This window comes from Acinetobacter sp. AR2-3 (genome assembly GCF_001878775.1).
GTDB lineage: Bacteria > Pseudomonadota > Gammaproteobacteria > Pseudomonadales > Moraxellaceae > Acinetobacter > Acinetobacter lwoffii_D.
The window spans coordinates 1-19950 of record NZ_MJIQ01000026.1; the positions used below are offsets into that span (position 1 = coordinate 1).

22 protein-coding genes and 1 pseudogene are annotated in these 19950 nt (G+C 42.4%); 16 read left to right on the top strand and 7 right to left on the bottom strand.

What is annotated here, in order from left to right; translation table 11 throughout:
- The 8 genes from BFN00_RS02730 to BFN00_RS02765 all read left to right on the top strand — a co-directional run.
- Positions 1-415: sulfate ABC transporter substrate-binding protein (locus BFN00_RS02730; RefSeq protein ID WP_143115411.1), on the top strand; the 415-nt coding region annotated here is incomplete at its 5' end.
- A gap of 175 nt (positions 416-590) precedes the next feature.
- Positions 591-1604: a sulfate ABC transporter substrate-binding protein gene (locus BFN00_RS02735; protein ID WP_071850383.1), complete on the top strand. Its 1014-nt coding sequence runs from the start codon at positions 591-593 to the stop codon at positions 1602-1604.
- 32 nt (positions 1605-1636) lie between these two features.
- Complete coding sequence (locus BFN00_RS02740; RefSeq protein ID WP_004731675.1) at positions 1637-2242, top strand: RBBP9/YdeN family alpha/beta hydrolase; 606 nt, start codon at positions 1637-1639, stop codon at positions 2240-2242.
- An 86-nt stretch (positions 2243-2328) separates the two neighbouring features.
- Positions 2329-3162 (top strand): sulfate ABC transporter permease subunit CysT, encoded by an 834-nt coding sequence (gene cysT, locus BFN00_RS02745; RefSeq protein WP_004279076.1) that lies wholly within the window; start codon positions 2329-2331, stop codon positions 3160-3162.
- Positions 3159-4052: a sulfate ABC transporter permease subunit CysW gene (gene cysW / locus BFN00_RS02750; protein ID WP_004279077.1), complete on the top strand. Its 894-nt coding sequence runs from the start codon at positions 3159-3161 to the stop codon at positions 4050-4052. Before cysT ends, cysW begins: the two co-directional genes overlap by 4 nt.
- 11 nt (positions 4053-4063) lie before the next feature.
- A complete protein-coding gene (locus BFN00_RS02755; RefSeq protein WP_004645633.1) occupies positions 4064-5125 on the top strand; it encodes a sulfate/molybdate ABC transporter ATP-binding protein in 1062 nt (353 codons plus the stop codon).
- Between the two features lie 53 nt (positions 5126-5178).
- Positions 5179-6102, top strand: a complete 924-nt coding sequence (locus tag BFN00_RS02760; RefSeq protein ID WP_005247534.1) for a CysB family HTH-type transcriptional regulator — start codon at positions 5179-5181, stop codon at positions 6100-6102.
- Between the two features lie 93 nt (positions 6103-6195).
- Entirely contained in the window at positions 6196-7425 is a 1230-nt protein-coding gene (locus BFN00_RS02765) for an OmpP1/FadL family transporter (protein ID WP_171260754.1), read from the top strand.
- A gap of 58 nt (positions 7426-7483) precedes the next feature.
- Here the strand turns inward: BFN00_RS02765 and carO are convergent, their stop codons facing one another.
- Complete coding sequence (carO, locus tag BFN00_RS02770) at positions 7484-8215, bottom strand: ornithine uptake porin CarO (protein ID WP_071850384.1); 732 nt, start codon at positions 8213-8215, stop codon at positions 7484-7486.
- A 319-nt stretch (positions 8216-8534) separates the two neighbouring features.
- Between carO and dapD the strand changes: the two genes are divergently transcribed.
- From dapD to BFN00_RS02795, 5 genes are all read left to right on the top strand, one after another.
- Positions 8535-9356 carry a 2,3,4,5-tetrahydropyridine-2,6-dicarboxylate N-succinyltransferase gene (gene dapD / locus BFN00_RS02775; RefSeq protein WP_004645637.1) on the top strand — a complete coding sequence of 274 codons (822 nt, stop codon included), beginning with the start codon at positions 8535-8537 and terminating at the stop codon, positions 9354-9356.
- A 131-nt stretch (positions 9357-9487) separates the two neighbouring features.
- Complete coding sequence (gene queE / locus BFN00_RS02780; protein ID WP_071850385.1) at positions 9488-10198, top strand: 7-carboxy-7-deazaguanine synthase QueE; 711 nt, start codon at positions 9488-9490, stop codon at positions 10196-10198.
- Positions 10199-10232: 34 nt separating this feature from the next.
- Positions 10233-10901, top strand: coding sequence for a 7-cyano-7-deazaguanine synthase QueC (gene queC / locus BFN00_RS02785; RefSeq protein ID WP_004731688.1), 669 nt, complete (start codon positions 10233-10235; stop codon positions 10899-10901).
- A gap of 16 nt (positions 10902-10917) precedes the next feature.
- Positions 10918-11331, top strand: coding sequence for a hypothetical protein (locus BFN00_RS02790; RefSeq protein WP_004645640.1), 414 nt, complete (start codon positions 10918-10920; stop codon positions 11329-11331).
- Between the two features lie 84 nt (positions 11332-11415).
- The gene (locus tag BFN00_RS02795) at positions 11416-11874 is read left to right on the top strand and encodes a peroxiredoxin (RefSeq protein WP_004731690.1); all 459 of its coding nucleotides are present in this window, start codon (positions 11416-11418) and stop codon (positions 11872-11874) included.
- An 85-nt stretch (positions 11875-11959) separates the two neighbouring features.
- On the opposite strand, the gene BFN00_RS02800 is transcribed toward BFN00_RS02795, so the two are convergent.
- Both BFN00_RS02800 and BFN00_RS02805 read right to left on the bottom strand, forming a co-directional pair.
- Entirely contained in the window at positions 11960-12523 is a 564-nt protein-coding gene (locus tag BFN00_RS02800) for a YceI family protein (protein WP_082180544.1), read from the bottom strand.
- Positions 12524-12933: 410 nt separating this feature from the next.
- Positions 12934-13539 carry a LysE/ArgO family amino acid transporter gene (locus BFN00_RS02805; protein ID WP_071850386.1) on the bottom strand — a complete coding sequence of 202 codons (606 nt, stop codon included), beginning with the start codon at positions 13537-13539 and terminating at the stop codon, positions 12934-12936.
- 103 nt (positions 13540-13642) lie between these two features.
- On the opposite strand from BFN00_RS02805, the gene BFN00_RS02810 reads away from it, so the two are divergent.
- Positions 13643-14548 carry a LysR family transcriptional regulator ArgP gene (locus BFN00_RS02810; protein ID WP_071850387.1) on the top strand — a complete coding sequence of 302 codons (906 nt, stop codon included), beginning with the start codon at positions 13643-13645 and terminating at the stop codon, positions 14546-14548.
- Between the two features lie 5 nt (positions 14549-14553).
- Here BFN00_RS02810 and BFN00_RS02815 read toward each other — a convergent pair whose 3' ends face one another.
- Complete coding sequence (locus BFN00_RS02815) at positions 14554-15123, bottom strand: nicotinate-nicotinamide nucleotide adenylyltransferase (RefSeq protein ID WP_071850388.1); 570 nt, start codon at positions 15121-15123, stop codon at positions 14554-14556.
- Positions 15124-15226: 103 nt separating this feature from the next.
- On the opposite strand from BFN00_RS02815, the gene BFN00_RS02820 reads away from it, so the two are divergent.
- Together BFN00_RS02820 and BFN00_RS02825 are read left to right on the top strand one after the other, a co-directional pair.
- On the top strand, positions 15227-16027 hold the full coding sequence (locus BFN00_RS02820; protein WP_071850389.1) for an enoyl-CoA hydratase-related protein: 801 nt from the start codon (positions 15227-15229) through the stop codon (positions 16025-16027).
- 70 nt (positions 16028-16097) lie between these two features.
- Entirely contained in the window at positions 16098-16892 is a 795-nt protein-coding gene (locus BFN00_RS02825) for a nitroreductase family protein (protein WP_071850390.1), read from the top strand.
- A 227-nt stretch (positions 16893-17119) separates the two neighbouring features.
- Here BFN00_RS02825 and BFN00_RS02830 read toward each other — a convergent pair whose 3' ends face one another.
- From BFN00_RS02830 to BFN00_RS02840, 3 genes and pseudogenes are all read right to left on the bottom strand, one after another.
- On the bottom strand, positions 17120-18589 hold the full coding sequence (locus tag BFN00_RS02830; RefSeq protein ID WP_071850391.1) for a carotenoid oxygenase family protein: 1470 nt from the start codon (positions 18587-18589) through the stop codon (positions 17120-17122).
- A gap of 132 nt (positions 18590-18721) precedes the next feature.
- Positions 18722-19039, bottom strand: coding sequence for a YqfO family protein (locus tag BFN00_RS02835; protein ID WP_071850392.1), 318 nt, complete (start codon positions 19037-19039; stop codon positions 18722-18724).
- Between the two features lie 17 nt (positions 19040-19056).
- A pseudogene (locus BFN00_RS02840) lies at positions 19057-19938 on the bottom strand (LysR substrate-binding domain-containing protein).
- Positions 19939-19950: the final 12 nt, after the last annotated feature.

The following is a 19950-nucleotide window of genomic DNA, read 5'->3' on the forward strand; positions in this document are numbered from 1 at the left end:
GTCTCGTGGGCTCGGAGATGTGTATAAGAGACAGGTATTACTGGCTTGGGAAAATGAAGCACATTTGGCCGTCCGCGAACAGCCGGGAAAATTTGAAATCATTACTCCTTCTCTGTCTATTCTGGCTGAACCACCCGTGGCAATCGTAGAAAAAAATGCCAAGAAAGATGGTAATGAACATCTGGCCAAAGCCTATTTAAATTACCTCTATTCACCTGCTGGACAGACTGTGGCGGCGAAAAACTTTTACCGTCCACGTAATGCGAATGTATTAAAGCAATACAGTACCGTATTCAAGTCCTTAAAACTGGTCACCATTGATAAAGAATTTGGTGGCTGGACCAAGGTTCAGAAACAGCATTTTGACAATGGCGGTGTTTTTGATCAGATTGTCAAAGCCAATCACGCAAAATAATACTTTAAATGCAGTTCATTATGGCCTTTATTCATAAGGCCATTCTTATTTCAAACACTTAAGAGCTTATTTATCTCTTTTTTTCATATAAAATTCATTTTTAATTATTTTTTATGCATAAAGAATAAGTTTATTCTGCGCTTATGTTACAGAACATATCAGAGATTCAGTCCAGATGAGCATTTCAAACACATTAAAACTTGGGGTTTTAGCAGCTGTTATCTCGGCAACCTCATTTGGTGCAGCAGCACGTGATTTTCTCAATGTATCCTATGATCCGACCCGTGAACTGTATGAAGATGTAAATAAGAATTTTGGCAAATATTGGGAAAGCCGTACCGGTCAAAAAATCAATTTCAAGCAATCGCATGGCGGTTCAGGCAAACAGGCACGTGCCGTGATTGATGGTCTGGATGCAGATATCGTAACGTTAGCATTGGCTGCCGATATTGATGTGCTGGCAGAAAAAGCTAAACTGTTACCTGCGGACTGGCAAAAGAAATTGCCGCAAAACTCGACGCCTTATACTTCAACCATCGTGTTCCTGGTGCGTAAAGGCAATCCGAAAGAGATTAAGGACTGGGGTGATCTGGTCAAACCGGGCGTAGCAATCATTACCCCAAACCCGAAAACTTCAGGCGGTGCACGCTGGAATTATCTGGCGGCTTGGGCTTGGGCCAAACATCAGGCGGGCGGCAACGATAAGACTGCGCAAGAATTTGTTCGTAAAATTTATAAAAATACCAAAGTTCTGGATTCCGGGGCACGTGGTTCAACCACGACCTTTGCTGAACGTGGCATTGGGGATGTTTTACTCGTATGGGAAAACGAAGCGCATTTAGCCCTTCGCGAACAGCCGGGCAAGTTTGAAATTATTACCCCTTCTCTGTCGATTCTGGCTGAGCCACCGGTGGCGATTGTAGAAAAAAATGCCAAGAAAAAAGGCAACCAGCACTTAGCTCAAGGTTATTTGAACTTCCTGTATTCGCCATTGGGTCAAGACCTGGCAGGTAAACATTATTATCGTCCACGTAATGCCAAAGTACTGGCCAAATACAGCCAAGTATTTAAGCCATTAAAACTGGTGACGGTTGATCAGGAATTTGGCGGCTGGAACAAAGTACAAAAGGCTCACTTTGAAAATGGTGGTGTATTTGACCAGATCGTTAAAGCCAACAGCGCGAAATAATTTTCCAAGCTGATTGATATAGGAGCATCGACATGATTCATACGCTTATCGTTCCTGGTGTAGGTGGCAGTGAATACAACCACTGGCAAACCTGCTTACAGCACCGGCTGATGCGATGCTCCCGTGTGCAGCAAAAGGACTGGAATCATCCGGTACTGGATATCTGGGTAGCAGAATTTGTCAAAACTCTGCAAGCCATTCCAGCAGAGGTTCAGATTGTCGCACACAGCTTTGGCTGTCTGACCAGTATTGCGGCCCTTGCCCGACATCCCGAACTCAATGCAAAAGTAAAAAATCTGCTATTGGTGGCACCAGCTAATCCGGCACGATTTGGGGAAAATGGTTTTTCGCGCGACAGTCAGACTGACTACAGCACCTATTTTCAACAGCTCAAGCTTCAGGTGCCCACCACGTTATTGATCAGTGAAAATGATCCCTGGTTAAGTTTTGAAGATGCCCACATACTGGCCCAAACCTGGAAAATCAAACCAATTAATCTGGGTGCAGTCGGTCATGTCAATGTCGCTTCTGGTTTTGGCCCTTTTCCTGAAATTGAACACTATTTGATTTCAGAAAACACTATGCCCCATATCAGCAAAGTTGATGAGAGCAAGTGTTATTTTAAATTTGCATTTTAGTCGCTGCAAATTATGCTTGTGCCCAAATTGTTTTTTTATTTTAGCTGATTGACTTCAATCAGCTTTCTCTCTTCTGAGGAGTAATCATGTCGCAGCGATCCCGAGTGCTGCCAGGATTTGGTCTTTCTCTAGGCTTTACCCTAGCGTATTTGTCATTAATCGTTTTGATCCCGCTGTCAGCTGTTTTTATTAAATCACTGGGCATTGGCTGGGATGGCTTATGGGAAATCCTGAGCTCTGAACGTATCTTGAAATCATTGCAGTTAAGTTTCACCGCGGCCATTGTCGCTGCACTGGTCAATGTAGTGTTTGGCCTGTTACTGGCGTGGTGTCTGGTACGTTACAGCTTTCCGGGCAAACGTATTGTCGATGCCCTGGTAGATTTGCCTTTTGCCTTACCCACTGCGGTTGCGGGTATTGCCCTGACCTCTTTATATGCACCGACCGGCTGGATTGGTCAATATTTAGAACCGATTGGCATTCAAGTCGCTTATACCCCGATTGGTATTACACTGGCATTGATCTTTATTGGCCTGCCTTTTGTGGTGCGTACCGTCCAACCGGTACTGAGTGATCTGGAAACTGAACTGGAAGAAGCGGCTTCTGCACTGGGTGCCAACCGTTTTCAGATCGTGACCAAAGTGATTTTTCCAATTCTGCTGCCTGCACTGATCACTGGTTTTGCTTTGGCCTTTGCCCGTGGTGTCGGTGAATATGGTTCAGTGATCTTTATTGCTGGTAACCAGCCTTTTGAAACGGAAATTGCACCCTTAATGATTATTTCTCGCCTAGAAGAATATGACTATGCCGGTGCAACCACGATTGCTGTCGTCATGCTACTGATTTCCTTCGTGATGCTATTCCTGATTAACTTATTACAGGCATGGGCTAGCCGTCGTACTGGGAGAACTGCGCGATGAGTTTAAATACCAACAGCAATGCGCTGGCTGAAAAGTTGCAATCCCGTGATGCAACCCGTGAGCCAACTTGGGTACGTTATACGCTGCTCACTATTGCCTTAATCTTCTTTTTAAGCTGCCTGATTCTGCCCTTGATTCTGGTTTTTGTTGAAGCCTTTAAACAAGGGGTTGGCGTTTATACCCAAGCGCTGGTGCATCCGGATACTCTGTCGGCAGTAAAACTTACCTTGCTGACGGCTGCAATCGCAGTACCGCTCAACGTCGTATTTGGTGTTGCGGCAGCCTGGTCTGTAGCGAAGTTCAACTTTCCGGGGAAATCATTCCTGACCACCATTATTGATCTCCCTTTCTCGGTTTCACCTGTGATCGCGGGTATGATGCTGGTGCTGATTTTCGGTACCCAAGGCTGGATGGGTTCTTGGCTGATGGATCACGATATCAAGATCCTTTATGCAGTGCCTGCGATTGTCCTAGCGACTATCTTTATTACGGTACCTTTTGTTGCGCGTGAGCTAATTCCGTTAATGGAAGCACAAGGAACCGAAGAAGAAGAAGCTGCGATTGTACTCGGTGCATCTGGCTGGCAGACTTTCTGGAAAGTGACCCTGCCCAATATCAAATGGGGTCTGATCTATGGCGTGATTCTATGTAATGCGCGGGCCATGGGTGAATTTGGTGCGGTGTCGGTGGTTTCCGGCCATATCCGTGGTGAAACCAATACCTTGCCGCTACACGTCGAAATTCTTTATAACGAATATACCTTTAGTGCTGCGTTTGCCGTGTCTTCGCTTCTGGCTCTCCTCGCAATTGTGACCCTGATTTTAAAAACATGGGTGGAACTGCGCCAGGAAAAACAAGACAAACGTAATGAAGATTCAACAGTTTCTTAAGGAATGCCCACATGAGTATTCAAGTACAAAATATTGAAAAACACTTTGGTGCATTCCACGCACTAAAAAACATTTCGCTGGATTTCCCAGATGGTCAACTGGTCGCACTTCTTGGCCCATCCGGCTGTGGTAAAACCACTTTGCTACGGATTATTGCCGGTCTGGAATCTGCGGATGGCGGTCAGGTGATTTTAGAAGGTCAGGATGCCACCAATGTACATGTGCGTGAGCGTGAAGTTGGCTTTGTATTCCAGCACTATGCCCTGTTCCGTCATATGACGGTATTTGACAACATCGCCTTTGGCCTGCGTGTACGTCCACGTAAAACTCGTCCATCCGAAGCGGAAATTAAAAAACGTGTGACACGTTTACTCGACTTGGTTCAGCTTGGTTTCCTGGCTGACCGATATCCAGCTCAACTTTCTGGTGGTCAGCGTCAGCGTATTGCCCTTGCACGTGCTCTGGCCGTTGAACCACGTGTATTATTACTAGATGAACCTTTCGGTGCACTGGATGCCAAAGTGCGTAAGGAACTGCGTCGCTGGTTACGTACCCTGCATGACGAATTGCATATTACTTCGATCTTCGTGACTCATGATCAGGAAGAAGCACTTGAAGTTGCAGATCAGATCGTAGTAATGAACAAAGGCAATGTAGAGCAGATCGGTTCACCGCGTGAGGTCTATGAAACCCCGAAAACTCCATTTGTATTCGACTTTTTGGGTCAGGCGAACCGTTTTGAAGGTCAGAACAATGCAGGCATCATCCAGCTCGGTGAAGACCGTATTCAATTCGAGGGTGCAAAAAATGCCGCTCAAGGTGAAGTGATTTTATTCGCACGTCCAGATGAACTACGCATCCATGCACAGCCACACGACAATGCCATTCAGGCGACCTTCATTCGTGAATTATGGATCGCGGGTAAAGTAGTTGCTGAGCTAAATGACCGTCAAGGCAATCTGATTGAAATTTTACTGACGCCTGATGAAGCGAGAGCGCATCAATTCCGCCCAAATCAAACTGTTTGGTTAAGTGCGGTGAATTTGCATTTATTTGAAAACCAGGTCGCTTAAGATCAAAAGATGGGGCTTTAAAATGCCCCATCCTCTTCTAGGGTAAGAGAATTATGAATTTCCAACAATTAAGAATTATACGAGAAACGGTTAGACAAAACTTTAATTTAACTGAAGCTTCTGCTGCGCTTTATACTTCACAGTCCGGGGTAAGTAAGCATATTAAAGATCTGGAAGATGAACTGGGGGTGCAGTTATTTATCCGTAAAGGTAAACGTCTACTGGGCTTAACCGAACCAGGTCAGGCACTTTTAGGCATTGTGGAACGCATGCTGGTCGATGCCGACAATATCAAACGTCTGGCCGATGATTTCAATAAAGTCGATGAAGGCACATTGACGATTGCCACGACGCATACCCAGGCGCGTTATGTGTTGCCACCAATTGTCAGCCAATTCAAAAAAGAATTCCCTAAAGTACATTTGATTTTGCAACAGGCCAGCCCGATTGAAATCACGGAAATGCTACTGCAAGGTCAAGCGGATATCGGTATTGCGACCGAAGCACTCACCACTGAAGATAATCTGGCCAGCGTACCTTACTATAACTGGCAACACAGTATTATTACCCCGCAGAATCATCCACTGGCAAGCAAAGAACACGTGCTCATCGAAGATCTGGCGCACTACCCGATTATTACCTATCATGGTGGTTTTACCGGTCGCTCCAAGATTGATACCGCCTTTGAAGAAGCTGGTTTTGATGTAGATATTGTGATGTCCGCGCTTGATGCCGATGTCATCAAGACCTATGTAGAAATGAATATGGGCATCGGCATTGTCAACGATGTGGCCTATGACCCGGAGCGTGATTACCGTTTAAAGCAGATTGAAACCGATATTTTCGGCGTAAATACCACCTGGATTGCAGTACGTAAAGGTCATTTATTACGCGGTTATGGTTATGAGTTTATTTCTCTCTGCTCACCAGACGCAGATATTAAGGCACTGAAAAAAGTCGCCTATCCAGACGAATAAAGTGCAATATTTTAAGTTTTTAATCAAAGAGGCTACATCGCCTCTTTTTTATTTTTTGAGTAGATAAAGAATATAAATATCAAGCATAATCACGTGTATAATAAATTGAATTATACCAAGATGATTAATCATAAATTTGCTCTTTTCTCCATGGGCTTGTTTTTCTCCGGGTCAGGTTATGCAGCAGCGTTTGAACAATCTAATCAAAGTATCCAATCGTTTTTTGAAAAAAATCATTATGCTGAAGTTTCACTGGCGTGGGTTCGCCCCGATATCAGCGGTCAGGTACAACATACTGAAGAGCTGCAACAATTAGGCATCACCGATTTTTCAACAGGAAATCTTGCCCATAGTCAATGGATTTCCAATGTCGCATTAAAATTCCAGTTAAATCCTCAAGTGTCGTGGGGACTGATTTACGATCAGCCTTATTCTATAGATATCGCTTATCATTATGATCCTGTTTTTGCAGGTGCAGCGCTTCCAATTGAGGCTGCTACTATTCAGTTTGAGAGCCATAATTTGACCTCATTAATTGGCTTTCAACCAAACGATAACTGGAATTTTTATACAGGGCTAAGTTATCAAAGCTTAGAGGGAAATTTATATTTAGCCGGGCAGACATTTTATATATTCAATGGTTATCGGGCCACATTTGAACAAGATCCCGCTTGGGGTTGGCTTGCTGGAATCAGTTATCAGATTCCAGAATATTTTTTTAGAACCGCACTGACCTATCGTTCTGCAATCACTCATCACAATAAAACCACTGAATCGATTGTTGTCGGTACGAATCCAGCACCTTATACAGAAATTCAAACTCCACAGTCTGTGAACTTGGATTTTCAGACAGCTTTAACTGATCAAAATGCGCTCTACGGCACGCTGCGTTGGTCAAACTGGCAAAATTTCGTGATCCAGCCACCTAAATTTGGCGCTGTAATTGACTATGCGGCCTTACAGTTCCCTGAAGTAAAACCTTTTAGAATGATTGATTATCGTGAGGATCAATGGTCTGGCAAAATTGGACTTGCCCATCAATGGCCATCTTTTGGCATAAATTCGATCGAACTTTTATGGGATTCCGGTACAGGAAATCCGGCTTCAACATTAAATCCGAGTGATGGATATTGGGGCATCGGACTAGGCCATCTTTATAAGATCCAAGAGACCTGGGATATTGCTACAGGACTCTATTATTTAAAATTTCAGAAACCTGAGGTTGCAATATCTGATTCGCTTACTCCTCAAATAGCGGGTTTATCCGCTGTTTCTGACAATAGTGCCTGGATCGCAGGTTTGAAACTGGGTTACCACTTTTAAAATTGTTCTAAAAAAACAAAAAAACGAGCCGAAGCCCGTTTTTTTATGAGGTTAAATCTTAGAAGCGGAAGCTTACACCAAGTTTAGCGACTGGTAGCCATTCGTACTCATTGTCGTTACGAATATCATCTTCTTCCAACTGAACTTGTTGGTTAAAGTCAGCAATAACTCCAGGATTTGTAGGAGTAGCAACTCCACTTGAAGTTAAGTTAACTGTTGGATTTCCATTGTAGTAAGCACCAATTTCACCAAACACACCCCAACGATTAGTAATCGCTGGAGAGAAACCAATACCTAGGTAGGGTGCAATATTATTTTTATAAGATAGGTCACCACTAATACGTGCATCTCCTACTGCCTTGAATTCAACATCATTTACGGAGAAGGTTTCACCCGAACGAACTCGACGATCGATATCATATTGATTATCTACATAAGCTACACCAGCCGCCATATAGAACCAGTTTGCCCAAGGACGGATTTCAGCATTTAGGTAAGTCAGGTTATTGTCCATATCCAGGTCATAATCAGAACCATTGATTGATAAATCATCCGACCAGGAAATATCACCGCCATTATAACCTAAAGTGACGCCTACATATGGGTTAGCACTCCAGGAAATTGCCCCACCATAACCGGTAGTACCGACTTCAGCACGAACAGCTGCGGGTTTAAAGAAAGAAAAAGATGCCACACCTTCATCTGTTACGATTGTTTCATCAGCAGCCATGACAGATCCAGCTGTGGCAGCTAGAACGGATACTGCTAAAAGTTGATATAAAGCTTTCATTATTTCTCTCCTCAAAAGAACTTTTTTTCATCATTAGTTATTCGTGATGAGCTCAATATAAAGGACTTAAAAAATATTTTTTATTCACATTTTGCTCATCTTTTGTTATTTTTTGATACAAATTAATTTTTCTTGTTCAGAACCAAGCGTTTTCTAACACTTCTCCTACATTTCAACATAATGAAAAAGTACACTTATTACTTTAATAATTTCACGCTTTCTACACTTCTGGCTATTTTTCATCTATTTTTAGTGCTTTCAACTATTTTTCCTGCAATATAGTGTAAAATCTAGAAAATTTTTTTCTGGAAGGAAGATCATGTCGCAGCTTTCAACAATCATTGAACAAGCGTTTGAAGACCGTGCGAATTTTACAGCTGCAGATTGCTCTGCTGAAATTCGTCAAGCAGTAGAGGAAGTAATTGCTGGTCTAGACAATGGTACTTTACGTGTTGCTGAAAAAATCGATGGTGAATGGGTTGTTCACCAATGGATTAAAAAAGCGGTATTGTTATCATTTAAATTAAACGACAATAAACCAATGGAAGCTTGTGATCTTCGTTTCTATGACAAAGTAGAAACTAAATTCTCAGGTTGGACTGAAGAACAATTCAAGGCTGCTGGCGTACGTGTCGTACCACCTGCTGTCGCACGTAAAGGTTCTTTCCAGGCCAAAGGCGTGATCTTGATGCCTTCTTATGTCAACATCGGTGCTTATGTAGATGAAGGCACGATGGTTGATACCTGGGCAACTGTGGGTTCATGTGCGCAAATTGGTAAAAATGTTCACTTGTCAGGTGGCGTAGGTATTGGGGGGGTGCTTGAACCGCTTCAAGCAAATCCAACCATTATTGAAGATAACTGCTTTATCGGTGCACGTTCTGAAATCGTTGAAGGCGTAATCGTTGAAGAAGGCTCCGTGATTTCAATGGGCGTATTCATTGGTCAATCAACCAAGATTTATGACCGTGCCACTGGCGAAATCCACTACGGCCGTGTACCAGCAGGTTCTGTCGTTGTTGCGGGTAGCCTTCCGTCTAAATGCGGTACTTACAGCTTGTATGCTGCCATCATCGTGAAAAAAGTTGATGCACAAACTCGTTCTAAAACAAGCCTGAACGATCTATTACGCGAAGACTAAGATATCTTAACTTAGAGGACACATTCGTGTTCCTTGGAGCTTCAATCGCTCCTCGTCTCTACGATTAGTAATAATCGTAGGGATTTTTATTTTTATACCCGGTTATTTATTTTTCATTGGTTAGTTTTGTTATGAATACGCTTCGATCTTCCGCAATTCCTGTCTCTGATCCGTCTGCGGGTTTACGCATTACGGAGATTTTCTATTCATTGCAAGGTGAAGCCAATGCCGCAGGACTGCCAACAGTATTTATCCGTTTAACCGGTTGCCCATTGCGTTGTAGCTATTGTGATACCACCTATTCCTTTGAAGGTGGTGAGCGTCAGTCTCTAGACGATATTATCCAGACTACGCTTGATTTTAAAACGCCTTACGTCTGTGTGACCGGTGGTGAACCTCTGGCACAGCCCAATGCCCTGCCCCTGATGCAGCGACTGGCAGATTTAGGATGTCAGGTTTCACTTGAAACCAGTGGGGCTCTAGATGTGTCCAAAGTGGATTCACGTGTTTCCAAAGTTCTCGATTTAAAAACACCAACTTCAGGTGAAGTTGCACGGAATTTGCTTTCTAATCTCGATCATTTAACTGCACATGATCAAATCAAGTTTGTGATATGCAATCGTGAAGATTATGAATGGTCAAAGCAGCAGTTAGAACTGTACCAACTTCAAGACAAAGTGAGTACAGTTTGGTTTTCGCCTGCATTTGCGGTCGAAAAAGGTGCAGTTCAGTTACCACCACTGGCACGTGATTTGGCTCAGTGGATTTTAGAAGACCATCTCCCTGTTCGTTTCCAGTTACAGCTACACAAGTTGTTATGGAATGATGAAACTGGTCGTTAATTTTTTGTAAAGTATTTTTTTGGAGAATCAGCTTATGCGCCCTCGTGCCATTGTCCTGTTATCTGGCGGATTAGACTCAACAACATGTCTGGCTTGGGCACAGGCACGCTATGAATGTATCGCACTCAGTTTTCGATATGGTCAGCGTTCAACGACCGAGCTGGATGCAGCAAAAGCTTTAACGCAACGTGCGGGTGTGGAACATAGAGTGATCAATATTGATCTGGGTAATCTGGGTGGCTCAGCCCTTACCGATCATAGTATTGAGGTACCCGACCATGAACAGGCTGGCATTCCGATTACCTATGTTCCAGCACGTAATACTATCTTCTTGTCTTACGCCTTAGCAGCAGCTGAAGTATTCGAAGCTGAAGCGATTGTCATCGGAATTAATGCGGTTGATTACTCCGGTTATCCGGATTGCCGTCCGGAATTTATCGAGGCATTTGCCAACATGGCACGCCTTGCGACCAAGGTTGGCGTAGAGGGTCAGGCGCTCAAATTTGAAACACCTTTGTTACATTTATCCAAAGCAAATATCATTCGCTTAGGTATTGAACATGGCGTAGACTACAGTCAAACGGTGTCATGCTATCAAGCAGATGACCAAGGACGTGCCTGTGGCAAATGCGACAGTTGTCGTTTACGTAAACAGGGTTTTGCGGACGCAGGTGTTGAAGACCCGACACGTTATATACCGTAATAACAAGGTAGAGTTTATGAAGAATTTAAAATCAAGCATCGTGCTTTCAGCAATTGTTTCAGCTGCTGCTATGTTCGCAACTACGGCTCAAGCGGCTGATGACAAATTACAACAAGCTTATAAAAGCACCAATGTAAAATCTGCATTGATCAATGTTTGTAAAAATGAAACTGGCAAAAGCAAAAAATTGACATCTGCTGAAGTCAGCAAATATTGTGGTTGTGCTATTGAAGCAGATGGCAAATTAACCAATGCACAAAAATGGGAAATTCAAAGCACTATTAACCAGAAAAAAAGCCCAGGCACTTTAGCTTTTGTACAGAAGCAGAATAAAGATCTTCAAGCATGCTTTGGTCCACAGTTAACAGGCAAACTGAAAACATTGACTGAAGAAGCAATGAAATCAGCTCAAGCGGCACCAAAGAAATAAGATCTGATGATTCTTTGATAAAATAAGCCACTATAATAATGTGGCTTATTTTTTTGAAAAAATTTAAAGAAAACAGGAGTTTTTATGTCTGAAATTAGTTTGCTTGACCAGAATTTTCCTGCGACGACAGGGGAAATTAATTTAACCCAGTTAAATACAGAATGGCTGGTGATTTATTTTTATCCTAAAGATTCTACACCGGGCTGCACAACTCAGGCAGTAGGATTTTCCTGTTTAAAAGATCAGTTCGATGCTTTAAACACCACAATTCTTGGCGTATCCCGTGATTCGGTAAAAGCTCATCAGAACTTTACTGAAAAGCAGAACCTGAGTATTAACCTGATCAGCGATAAAGAAGAGGTGTTGTGCAATCACTTTGATGTGATTAAAGAAAAGAACATGTATGGTAAACAAGTTATGGGCATTGAGCGTTCGACTTTCATTTTCCATAACGGTCAACTGGTCAAAGAATACCGTAAGGTCAAAGCAGCAGGTCACGCAGAACAAGTTCTGGAAGATTTAAAAGCTTTGCAAGCTGCTTAATTGCATGCTTGTGTATAAATAGAAGCTCGAAATATTCGGGCTTTTTTACAATAAATGTCATATCATCAAGTATTTTATATTTACTCTAGTTCATTTCGCACTGTCCCGAAAGATGAAGATTCACTTTATCTCCTACCCCGGCAATTCCTTTTTTCATACCAAAATCCCTACGGTTAATCACGGCAGATGCCTGAACATCAAGCAGGTTGGCATTCGACATACTGGGTTTAAAGGTTGTTTCGAAAATCACAGGCTTGGTCACACCACGCAGGGTTAAATGACCTAAAACATTGTATTTGCCATTGCCTAAGTCTTTAAACTGGATACTTCTAAAAATTACAGTCTTATATTTTTCTACATAAAACAGGTCTTCGCCCAAAATCATATGTTTAAATAGCGGCTTACTAAAGCTTAAACTTTCCACATCCATGACCAGATGAGTTGAGGCATTTTGCGGTGCTTTAGCATCAAACTGCATCGTGGATTGAACCTGATTGAACTTGGCTTTAACTACAGTAAGACCCATCGACTTGATCTCAAAACCGACATCACTTTTAGGAGTTAACGTCCATGATCTTGCAAAAGACTGACTGGTCAAAGCTAAACAGATCGCTAGGCTAAGGAGCCCAGTTTTTATTGTTGTTTTCAATTTTAAATCCACCTTGTTTAATTTCTTATTGATCGGATTTAAGTACACGGCTTAATCTGAAATTAAATTTTCTTGTTTTTTGAGCGAACAGGTTTTCGTTATTTTTATACCAGTTTATTGAAGTTTTTGTAAAATCATTCATGACTAACGGACAAAATACTTGTGCTGATTTTTCTCTGATAAGTGGCCCTGCTAGGCTAGCAGGAGATTGTTTTCATCTTATAAAATTCTGATTTTAAAATTTTTTTATACCAGACAGATCGTTTATTTTAAGCTCAATATATATTGAAATATCTATGTGCTTGCAGTACTGAAAAGAGTTGTTTTCTGCGCTGACCATTCTCGATACCTATCTAAAATGACACGCTTGGTCAACTTCTTAACCGATCTATCGGCTTTTGTAGCCTGAATCAAATACTGAGGATTAATGACACCGCGACGCCCCACATGGTACAGGCAATAATAGCATCCAGTATTTTCCATGCTTTTGGATGCTGGAACCAAGGCGTCAGTATCTTTGCCCCATATCCCAAACTAAAGAAAAAGAACCAGGAAGCACAGACAGCACCTAAAGCAAACCACCATTTTCCTAAGGCGTATTGGGTTGAAATTGATCCAATCAATATGACTGTGTCTAAGTAAACATGCGGATTTAGCCAGGTAAAAGCCAGGCAGATCATCAGTACTTGTAGAAAATGCTCTGTTAGCTGATCACTTGGTGCTAAAACCTCTGTTGATTTAAATGCGCTGATCGCATGGTGCAAACCATAATAAAATAGGAATCCTGCGCCAATATATTTAGAAAATATAACAATATCCGGATAATGTTCAATGACGCGCGCAAAGCCCAGTACGCCAAGCAGAATTAAAATGGAATCAGACAAGGCACAAATCACACAGACCCAGAACACATGCTGTTGTTTTAAACCTTGTTTTAATACAAAAGCATTCTGTGCACCGATACTGATAATCAGGCTCATTCCCACAGCAAAACCACTCACCATATAACTGAACATCACATTCCCCTTTTTTGAATAAATGAATTATTCAACAAAATGGATGCGATTAATTAAAACTAAGTTAATATCAATTTAACTAAATTATTTTTAGATAACAGATATGCTGAATGCGAAACAATGTGATGCTTTTTACGCAGTTGCAAAAACGGGAAGTTTCGATCTGGCTGCCGAGCAGCTAAATATTACTGCCTCGGCAGTGACCCTTCGTGTTCAAAGTCTGGAAAAAAAATTGGGACAATTGCTTCTGGTGAGAGATCGGCCTTGCCGCGTGACCCAATCAGGACAAACTTTATTGCATTATTTACAGCATCAACGTTTGCTAGAACAGAATCTGATGCAGGATCTGGGTGGACAGCTGCAACATGAAGGTTTCTACTGCCTGAATATTGCCACCAATGCTGATTCACTCGCGACCTGGCTATTACCAACCTTACAAACCCAGCTGATCCAGCATAAAATTGTGCTGCATTTTCAGGTAGATGATCAATCACAGACTCATCATCTGTTAGAAGCAGGTCTCGTCAATGCCTGTTTGAGTACTGAAGCCAAGGCAATGAAAGGTTGCCGGGCTGAGTTGATCGGACAGATGCAGTATCGTCTGGTCGCCACCCCTGACTTTTCCCGAAACTGGTTTCATCAAGGGGTACATCGGGATGCGCTACGCCTTGCCCCTGCCATTATTTTTAATGAAAAAGACCAACTCCATACCCAATTTATTCAGCACGAATTTGGCCTGAACCTTGCTCAATATCCTCATTTCTTTATTCCATCGACCCATGCGTTTTTTGATGCGATTGTCATGGGTCTAGGATATGGCTGGCTGCCGGACTATCAAACCAGGGATTTGCTGGAGTCAGGTGAACTGCTTGAACTTTCGAGTGAGATGCGAATTGAAGTACCCTTGTATTGGCATCACTGGAAAGAACAGTCGTCTGCCCTGGAAATTTTAGGCGAATGTTTGAAACAGCATGCTCAAACTACCATGAATCAACCCATAACAACCTGATACTTTTAAACTAGATTGGTTTTATCATTCTGGGCAAATTTTTCACTGAGTTGCTGATAGGTCGTGGTTTTTTGGAAATTCTCTAGAAAATCAATTGTGCCTTGTGGAAATTTATCCCGTTGAATTTCGCCACGATAATAAGCTTCACGCATCGGCGTGGCGGATAAGGCATCTTCAAGACTGTCAAGTTCGACCATTTCCCATTCTGGAAAAAACTTTAAATAATAAGAAGAATCATCTTTAAAGTGCCCAATCAGCCCAACTTTGGCATCCGGTTCAATAACCTGATTCACCAGCGATTTCACCAGTTTTTGCCATTTTTCATCATTATAAACATCAATGACTTCTACAAATTTGATCCGAGCCCGATCTTCTGGACTAAAATTTGACAGGATCATGGCTTCACGCTCCGAAGCCAAGAATGGATTTTTGATATTGCGTTCATTTTGCGCAGAGCCGAGAGCCAAAATCACATGTTGACTGTGTTGCAGGGCAATGTTAATCGTTTGCATGTGTGCCAGATGAAAAGGCTGAAAACGGCCAATGAAAACCAGATAATCAAATGTATATTTCATAAGGGATCAGTTTTTTATGACTCATGAGTTGTGCTGTCCCAATAAATATGCGACATAATCATTCCCATAAAATCAAATTAAGTTTTAAAGCAAGGATAGTACGATGACACTGAGCTGTATTCAACAACCTCATGAGCATTTGAATGCGAATTTAGAACATGGTGTACTCACTTTAGCCATCAATCGCCCGGAAGCGAAAAATGCGTTATATAGCGAGCTGTATCTCTGGATTGCGAAAGCCTTGGATGAAGCTGATCAGGCACCTGAAGTTCGTGTAGTTGTATTACGTGGTCAGGATGCAGACTTTAGTGCGGGCAATGATATGCAGGATTTTATGAAATCTGCTGCGAAGAAAGGTCAGGCACCTGCTGCTGAAGGCCCGCCATTTGTTTTACTGAAATCTGCCGCAAAATTTTCCAAGCCATTGATTGCAGCCGTGCGTGGTGTTGCAATCGGCATTGGCGTGACAATTTTACTGCATTGTGATCTGGTTTATAGTGACAATACTACTCTGTTCCAGATTCCATTTGTCAGTTTGGGTCTATCGCCTGAAGGCGCATCAAGCAAATTACTGATTCAACAGGCAGGCTATCATAAAGCAGCTGAATTATTGCTGACTGCGCAAAAATTCAATAGCGAAAAAGCGCTCGACGCAGGTCTGGTGAATAGCATTGAAGAAGATGTTTACACTAAAGCAGCAGCACAAGCTGCCCAGCTCTCTGCCCTGCCATTAGCATCACTGGTGCAATCCAAAGCCTTGATGAAACACAATGTGAATGAAATTGTGGAATGGATTGACCATGAAGCAGAAATTTTCATGCAGCGTGTAGGCTCGCCAGAAATGCTGGAAGCGGTTCAAGCGTTTATGCAAAAACGTAAACCTGACTTCACACAATTCAACTAATTTTCAAACTTATGAGTTCAACGAGGTGGTTTAGACTGCCTCAATCTTTTATTTTTCCAAGAATCTGAATATGCCAAATCAAAACTCTCAAAACTCTTCCGAAACAACAGATAGTTCAAATCCAGAAAAGAAACGTTATTACGAACCTACACCTCAAGATATAGATGTCGATAATTTTCGTAAAGTGATTGAAAGTCGACGTTCAGTGCGTAAATTTACCAAAAAGCCAATTCCTGTCGAAGTGCTGGATGCCTGTCTGGATCTGGCGTTGTTGGCACCAAATTCGTCGAACTTGCAGCCTTGGACTTTTTATGTGGTACAAAATCCGGGCAAGAAAAAACGTCTGGTCAAAGCCTGTATGAGTCAACTGGCAGCTAAAACTGCTTCTGAGCTAATTGTCTGTATCGCACGTACCGATCGTATCGATGAAATGGCGAAACGTAATGTGAATGAATTTCCATTTCCTGAAGCACCGCCCGCGATTAAGAAATACTATAAATATATTCCTTACAACTATAAGACTGGTTATCTGAATGCTTTTGGTAACTTTAAGAAAGTGGCTTTCAAAGTTGCCCGTACACTGGACAAACAAATGCCAGTGTCTGCTTTCAGCCCAGCTGATGCGAAACTGTGGGCGACCAAAACAACGGCGCTCGCTTGTGAAAATCTGGTCTTAGCTTTACGTGCTTATGGTTTTGACAGCTGTATGATGGAAGGTTTTGATGAGCCGATGGTTCGTGAAATTCTGAAATTAAATGATGAACAGTATCCGGTCATGGTAATTGGTGCAGGTGAACGTGCCGAAGATGGAGTATTCTTCCCTCAGTACCGTTTTGATCGTGAGCTGTTTATTCAGAAGGTTTAATAGCAGCTATAGAAAAACAAAGCCTTAAGTTCTACCTCATTTGGTGATATGGATATCGCGCTTAGGCAGAGATTCAAGAATGAATTTCTGCCTAACACATAATTTTGCTTATCCTATGCAATATATTTTTCGTTCTTTAAAGCCCTATCAGCCTGCAAACAGAGAGTGAAGTCTTCACGCTATATGAAAGCTATGTCATCTTAAAAATGCCAGTAAATAATCAAAACCTATGAATAGTGGGTTCTTAATTTCCGATAATCAACCCAGTTACAATGAAACCCGACGGGTACACGTACCTGTAAATGAATGGTTGCAATCGGCCCTTCAGCCATATGCTGTGCATCCAGAATCACCACTTTGGATGGGCGTCCATCTAAAGCATGAACATAAGACATCAGCCAGCCATCATTTTCAGCTTGCGCCCCTTCCCGTGCGACGAATATCACCTCTCCTGTCACCCAATTCTCTCCAAAAGAATAGCTTTCTGAATTGCCAGTTTCCACATCATGGCTCAAAAGAGTATTGCTGCTGACATGAGAAGGATCATCAAACTCGCCAAAGGAAATAGTGTAGACATAGCGATAAGGCCGCCCGGTATAAGCTTCATTAATCCGTGGGAATTCCTGTTTCATCTCGGATAATATCGTCCGAGCCACTTTTCCAGTGCCATGTTCAAAAATGAACCGCTCCAGCCGAATATCCTGATCTTCAATCGGTCCCTGAATCGAACTGACCAATGCTTTGGGGTGCACCACCGCATCCATAACCACATCACCAGAATCCAGCTCATAAGCATTCACGGTATGAAAAATAAAACAGGGATCAATCTCATACCAGCGAATATCTATTGCCTTACCGCCAAAAGGCAATATACCAATGCGTGCCTGCCGTTTTGGATTCCATTGATATGGCAACATTGAACCCTTTAAAGCACTGCATACAGAAAAGTTAACATTCAGGTCCAGAATCAGAACCTGGGATCTGGTAATAGCACAATCATGAATCATCGGACCATGTTTCACTGGAATGTCGACGTGATGTTTCAATTTTCCTGTGGAATCTATCTGTAGATAAAAAACTTTGTTCTGACTTAAAGCATCATAACAAATCGCATGAATATCGCCCGTTTCAGGATCAATATGCGGATGGGCAGTAAATGGAAAATCCTGATCATCTTCAAACAAATGATGTCGTTTTGACTCCAGTGCAGCATTCAACTCAACTGGATATGCACCCGCTTCTACCAGTGCCCAGATTTTTCCGGCAAAGTGGATAACATTGGTATTGACTGCATCCGCGACACCTCGCGTTTTACCGGGAATTTGTGGTCGATGAAGTTTTTTCTGCACACTGGCAGAACCGATATAACTGCTTTTATACCAATGTGCCTCACCACCCTTCAGTCTGAGCGCATGCAACATGCCATCGCCCGTAAACCAGTGATAGTTGCGTGGGTTTTTGACTGTAATAGGATTTGGACCAATCCGCATTAATGCACCATCCAGTTCTGCAGGAATCTGCCCTTCAACCTTTAAATCTGTGGAAAAGTGTTCCTGCCGCTCTGGTGCAAATATACCTTCCAGATAGGGATTATCTGGCGAATATGGAATGCGCTGATGCAGGATTTCTGTACCGTACTGGATAGATTTACTGAGGGTATTCTTAAGCGCACTGCTCAGCGGTTTTGGCCACGGCATTGTTATTTTCCTTATTATATTTTTTCTTTGGATTATTCTGGAAGAAATGATAATAACAAAAGCAGGTCGGCTGGTTTCTGAATCTAGATTAACGGCGCGCTAAGTTAAACGCGCCGCAGCAGAGTATCAATTTTAGACTTTGATATCCAGAAGCTGAATAAATTCAAAGGCTGGCTCTTCATAAGGATGACTTTCTTTCAGCGCCTTGGCCACTTCGACTGCCTTTTCATCCGGCACCAGAATTTCTACCCGCCATTCTTGTACCTGTTCCAGTTTACCCACTTCACCAATATGAGGATCTGCACCTTCCTGCGGCTTAAACTGTCCGGTTCCTAAAACCTGCCAGGCACAGTCCGTATACTCACCAATGCCGCCTGCCCCTGCTGCAAATATCGCATTCTTGGTGTCTTCCAAATTTTCATCCGGTACGTAATAAATCAGCTTTAACATATATTCCTTCCTGCAATTCAGATACTTGTCGTATTGTTAAGGGCTTGGGTAATCATCTTCAATGCAGGATTTTGGGAATTCTTGTTAAATGTTGCATACAAGCCCAGTTTTGGCAGTGCCTGATCAGTCTGGACAATTTTCACATGATCATTCAAAAACCGCAGTAAATATTCAGGCGCAAAACTAAAGCCCATTCCCATATTGGTCAGATTGATGTGTTGCAAGACATTGGTCACCCACAACAGCTGTTCATGCTCAAGCTGATCAATGCAGAGTAGTCTATCCAGCTTTTCATAAAATACTGGTGAAGCATTCTGCTCACACATAATTATATTATGGTTTTTTAGTTCCTGTAATTTCAGGATTCGATCTGTAGAATGTAAGTGCTGAGCGGCTATCAGATAAATTTGCTCGGTTAATAAATGAATATTCTCAAAATCTGGATGGTCCAGATGAAAGCGGGTAATACATAAATCCAGTTCAGCATTTTTTAGCCGCTGAATCTGTTCCATACAGGTCAGGCTATGCAGATGGATTTTTAAGTCCGGCATGGTTTTTTTAAGCTGGGCCAGAATCTGTGGCATCACTTTTATTTCTGCGACATTCAGGAAGCCAATGTGAATCTGGTTATTTTTCTGCTGCGCAACCTGACGCGCTGCTGCTACTGCCAGTTTAGCATTTTCCAGTGCTTTTTCGGCATAGATCTGAAAAGCCTGCCCTTCATCGGTGAGTTTGACCTTTCTGGATGAACGATCAAACAGCATGACGCCTACTTCCTGCTCCAGATCCTTAATTTACTGGCTTAATGACGGCTGAGCGGTAAACAGTTTTTCGGCAGCCTTGGTAAAACTTTGTTGCTGCGCCACAGTAATAAAATAGCGTAAATGTCGAAGTTCCATAGCCTGCCCGGT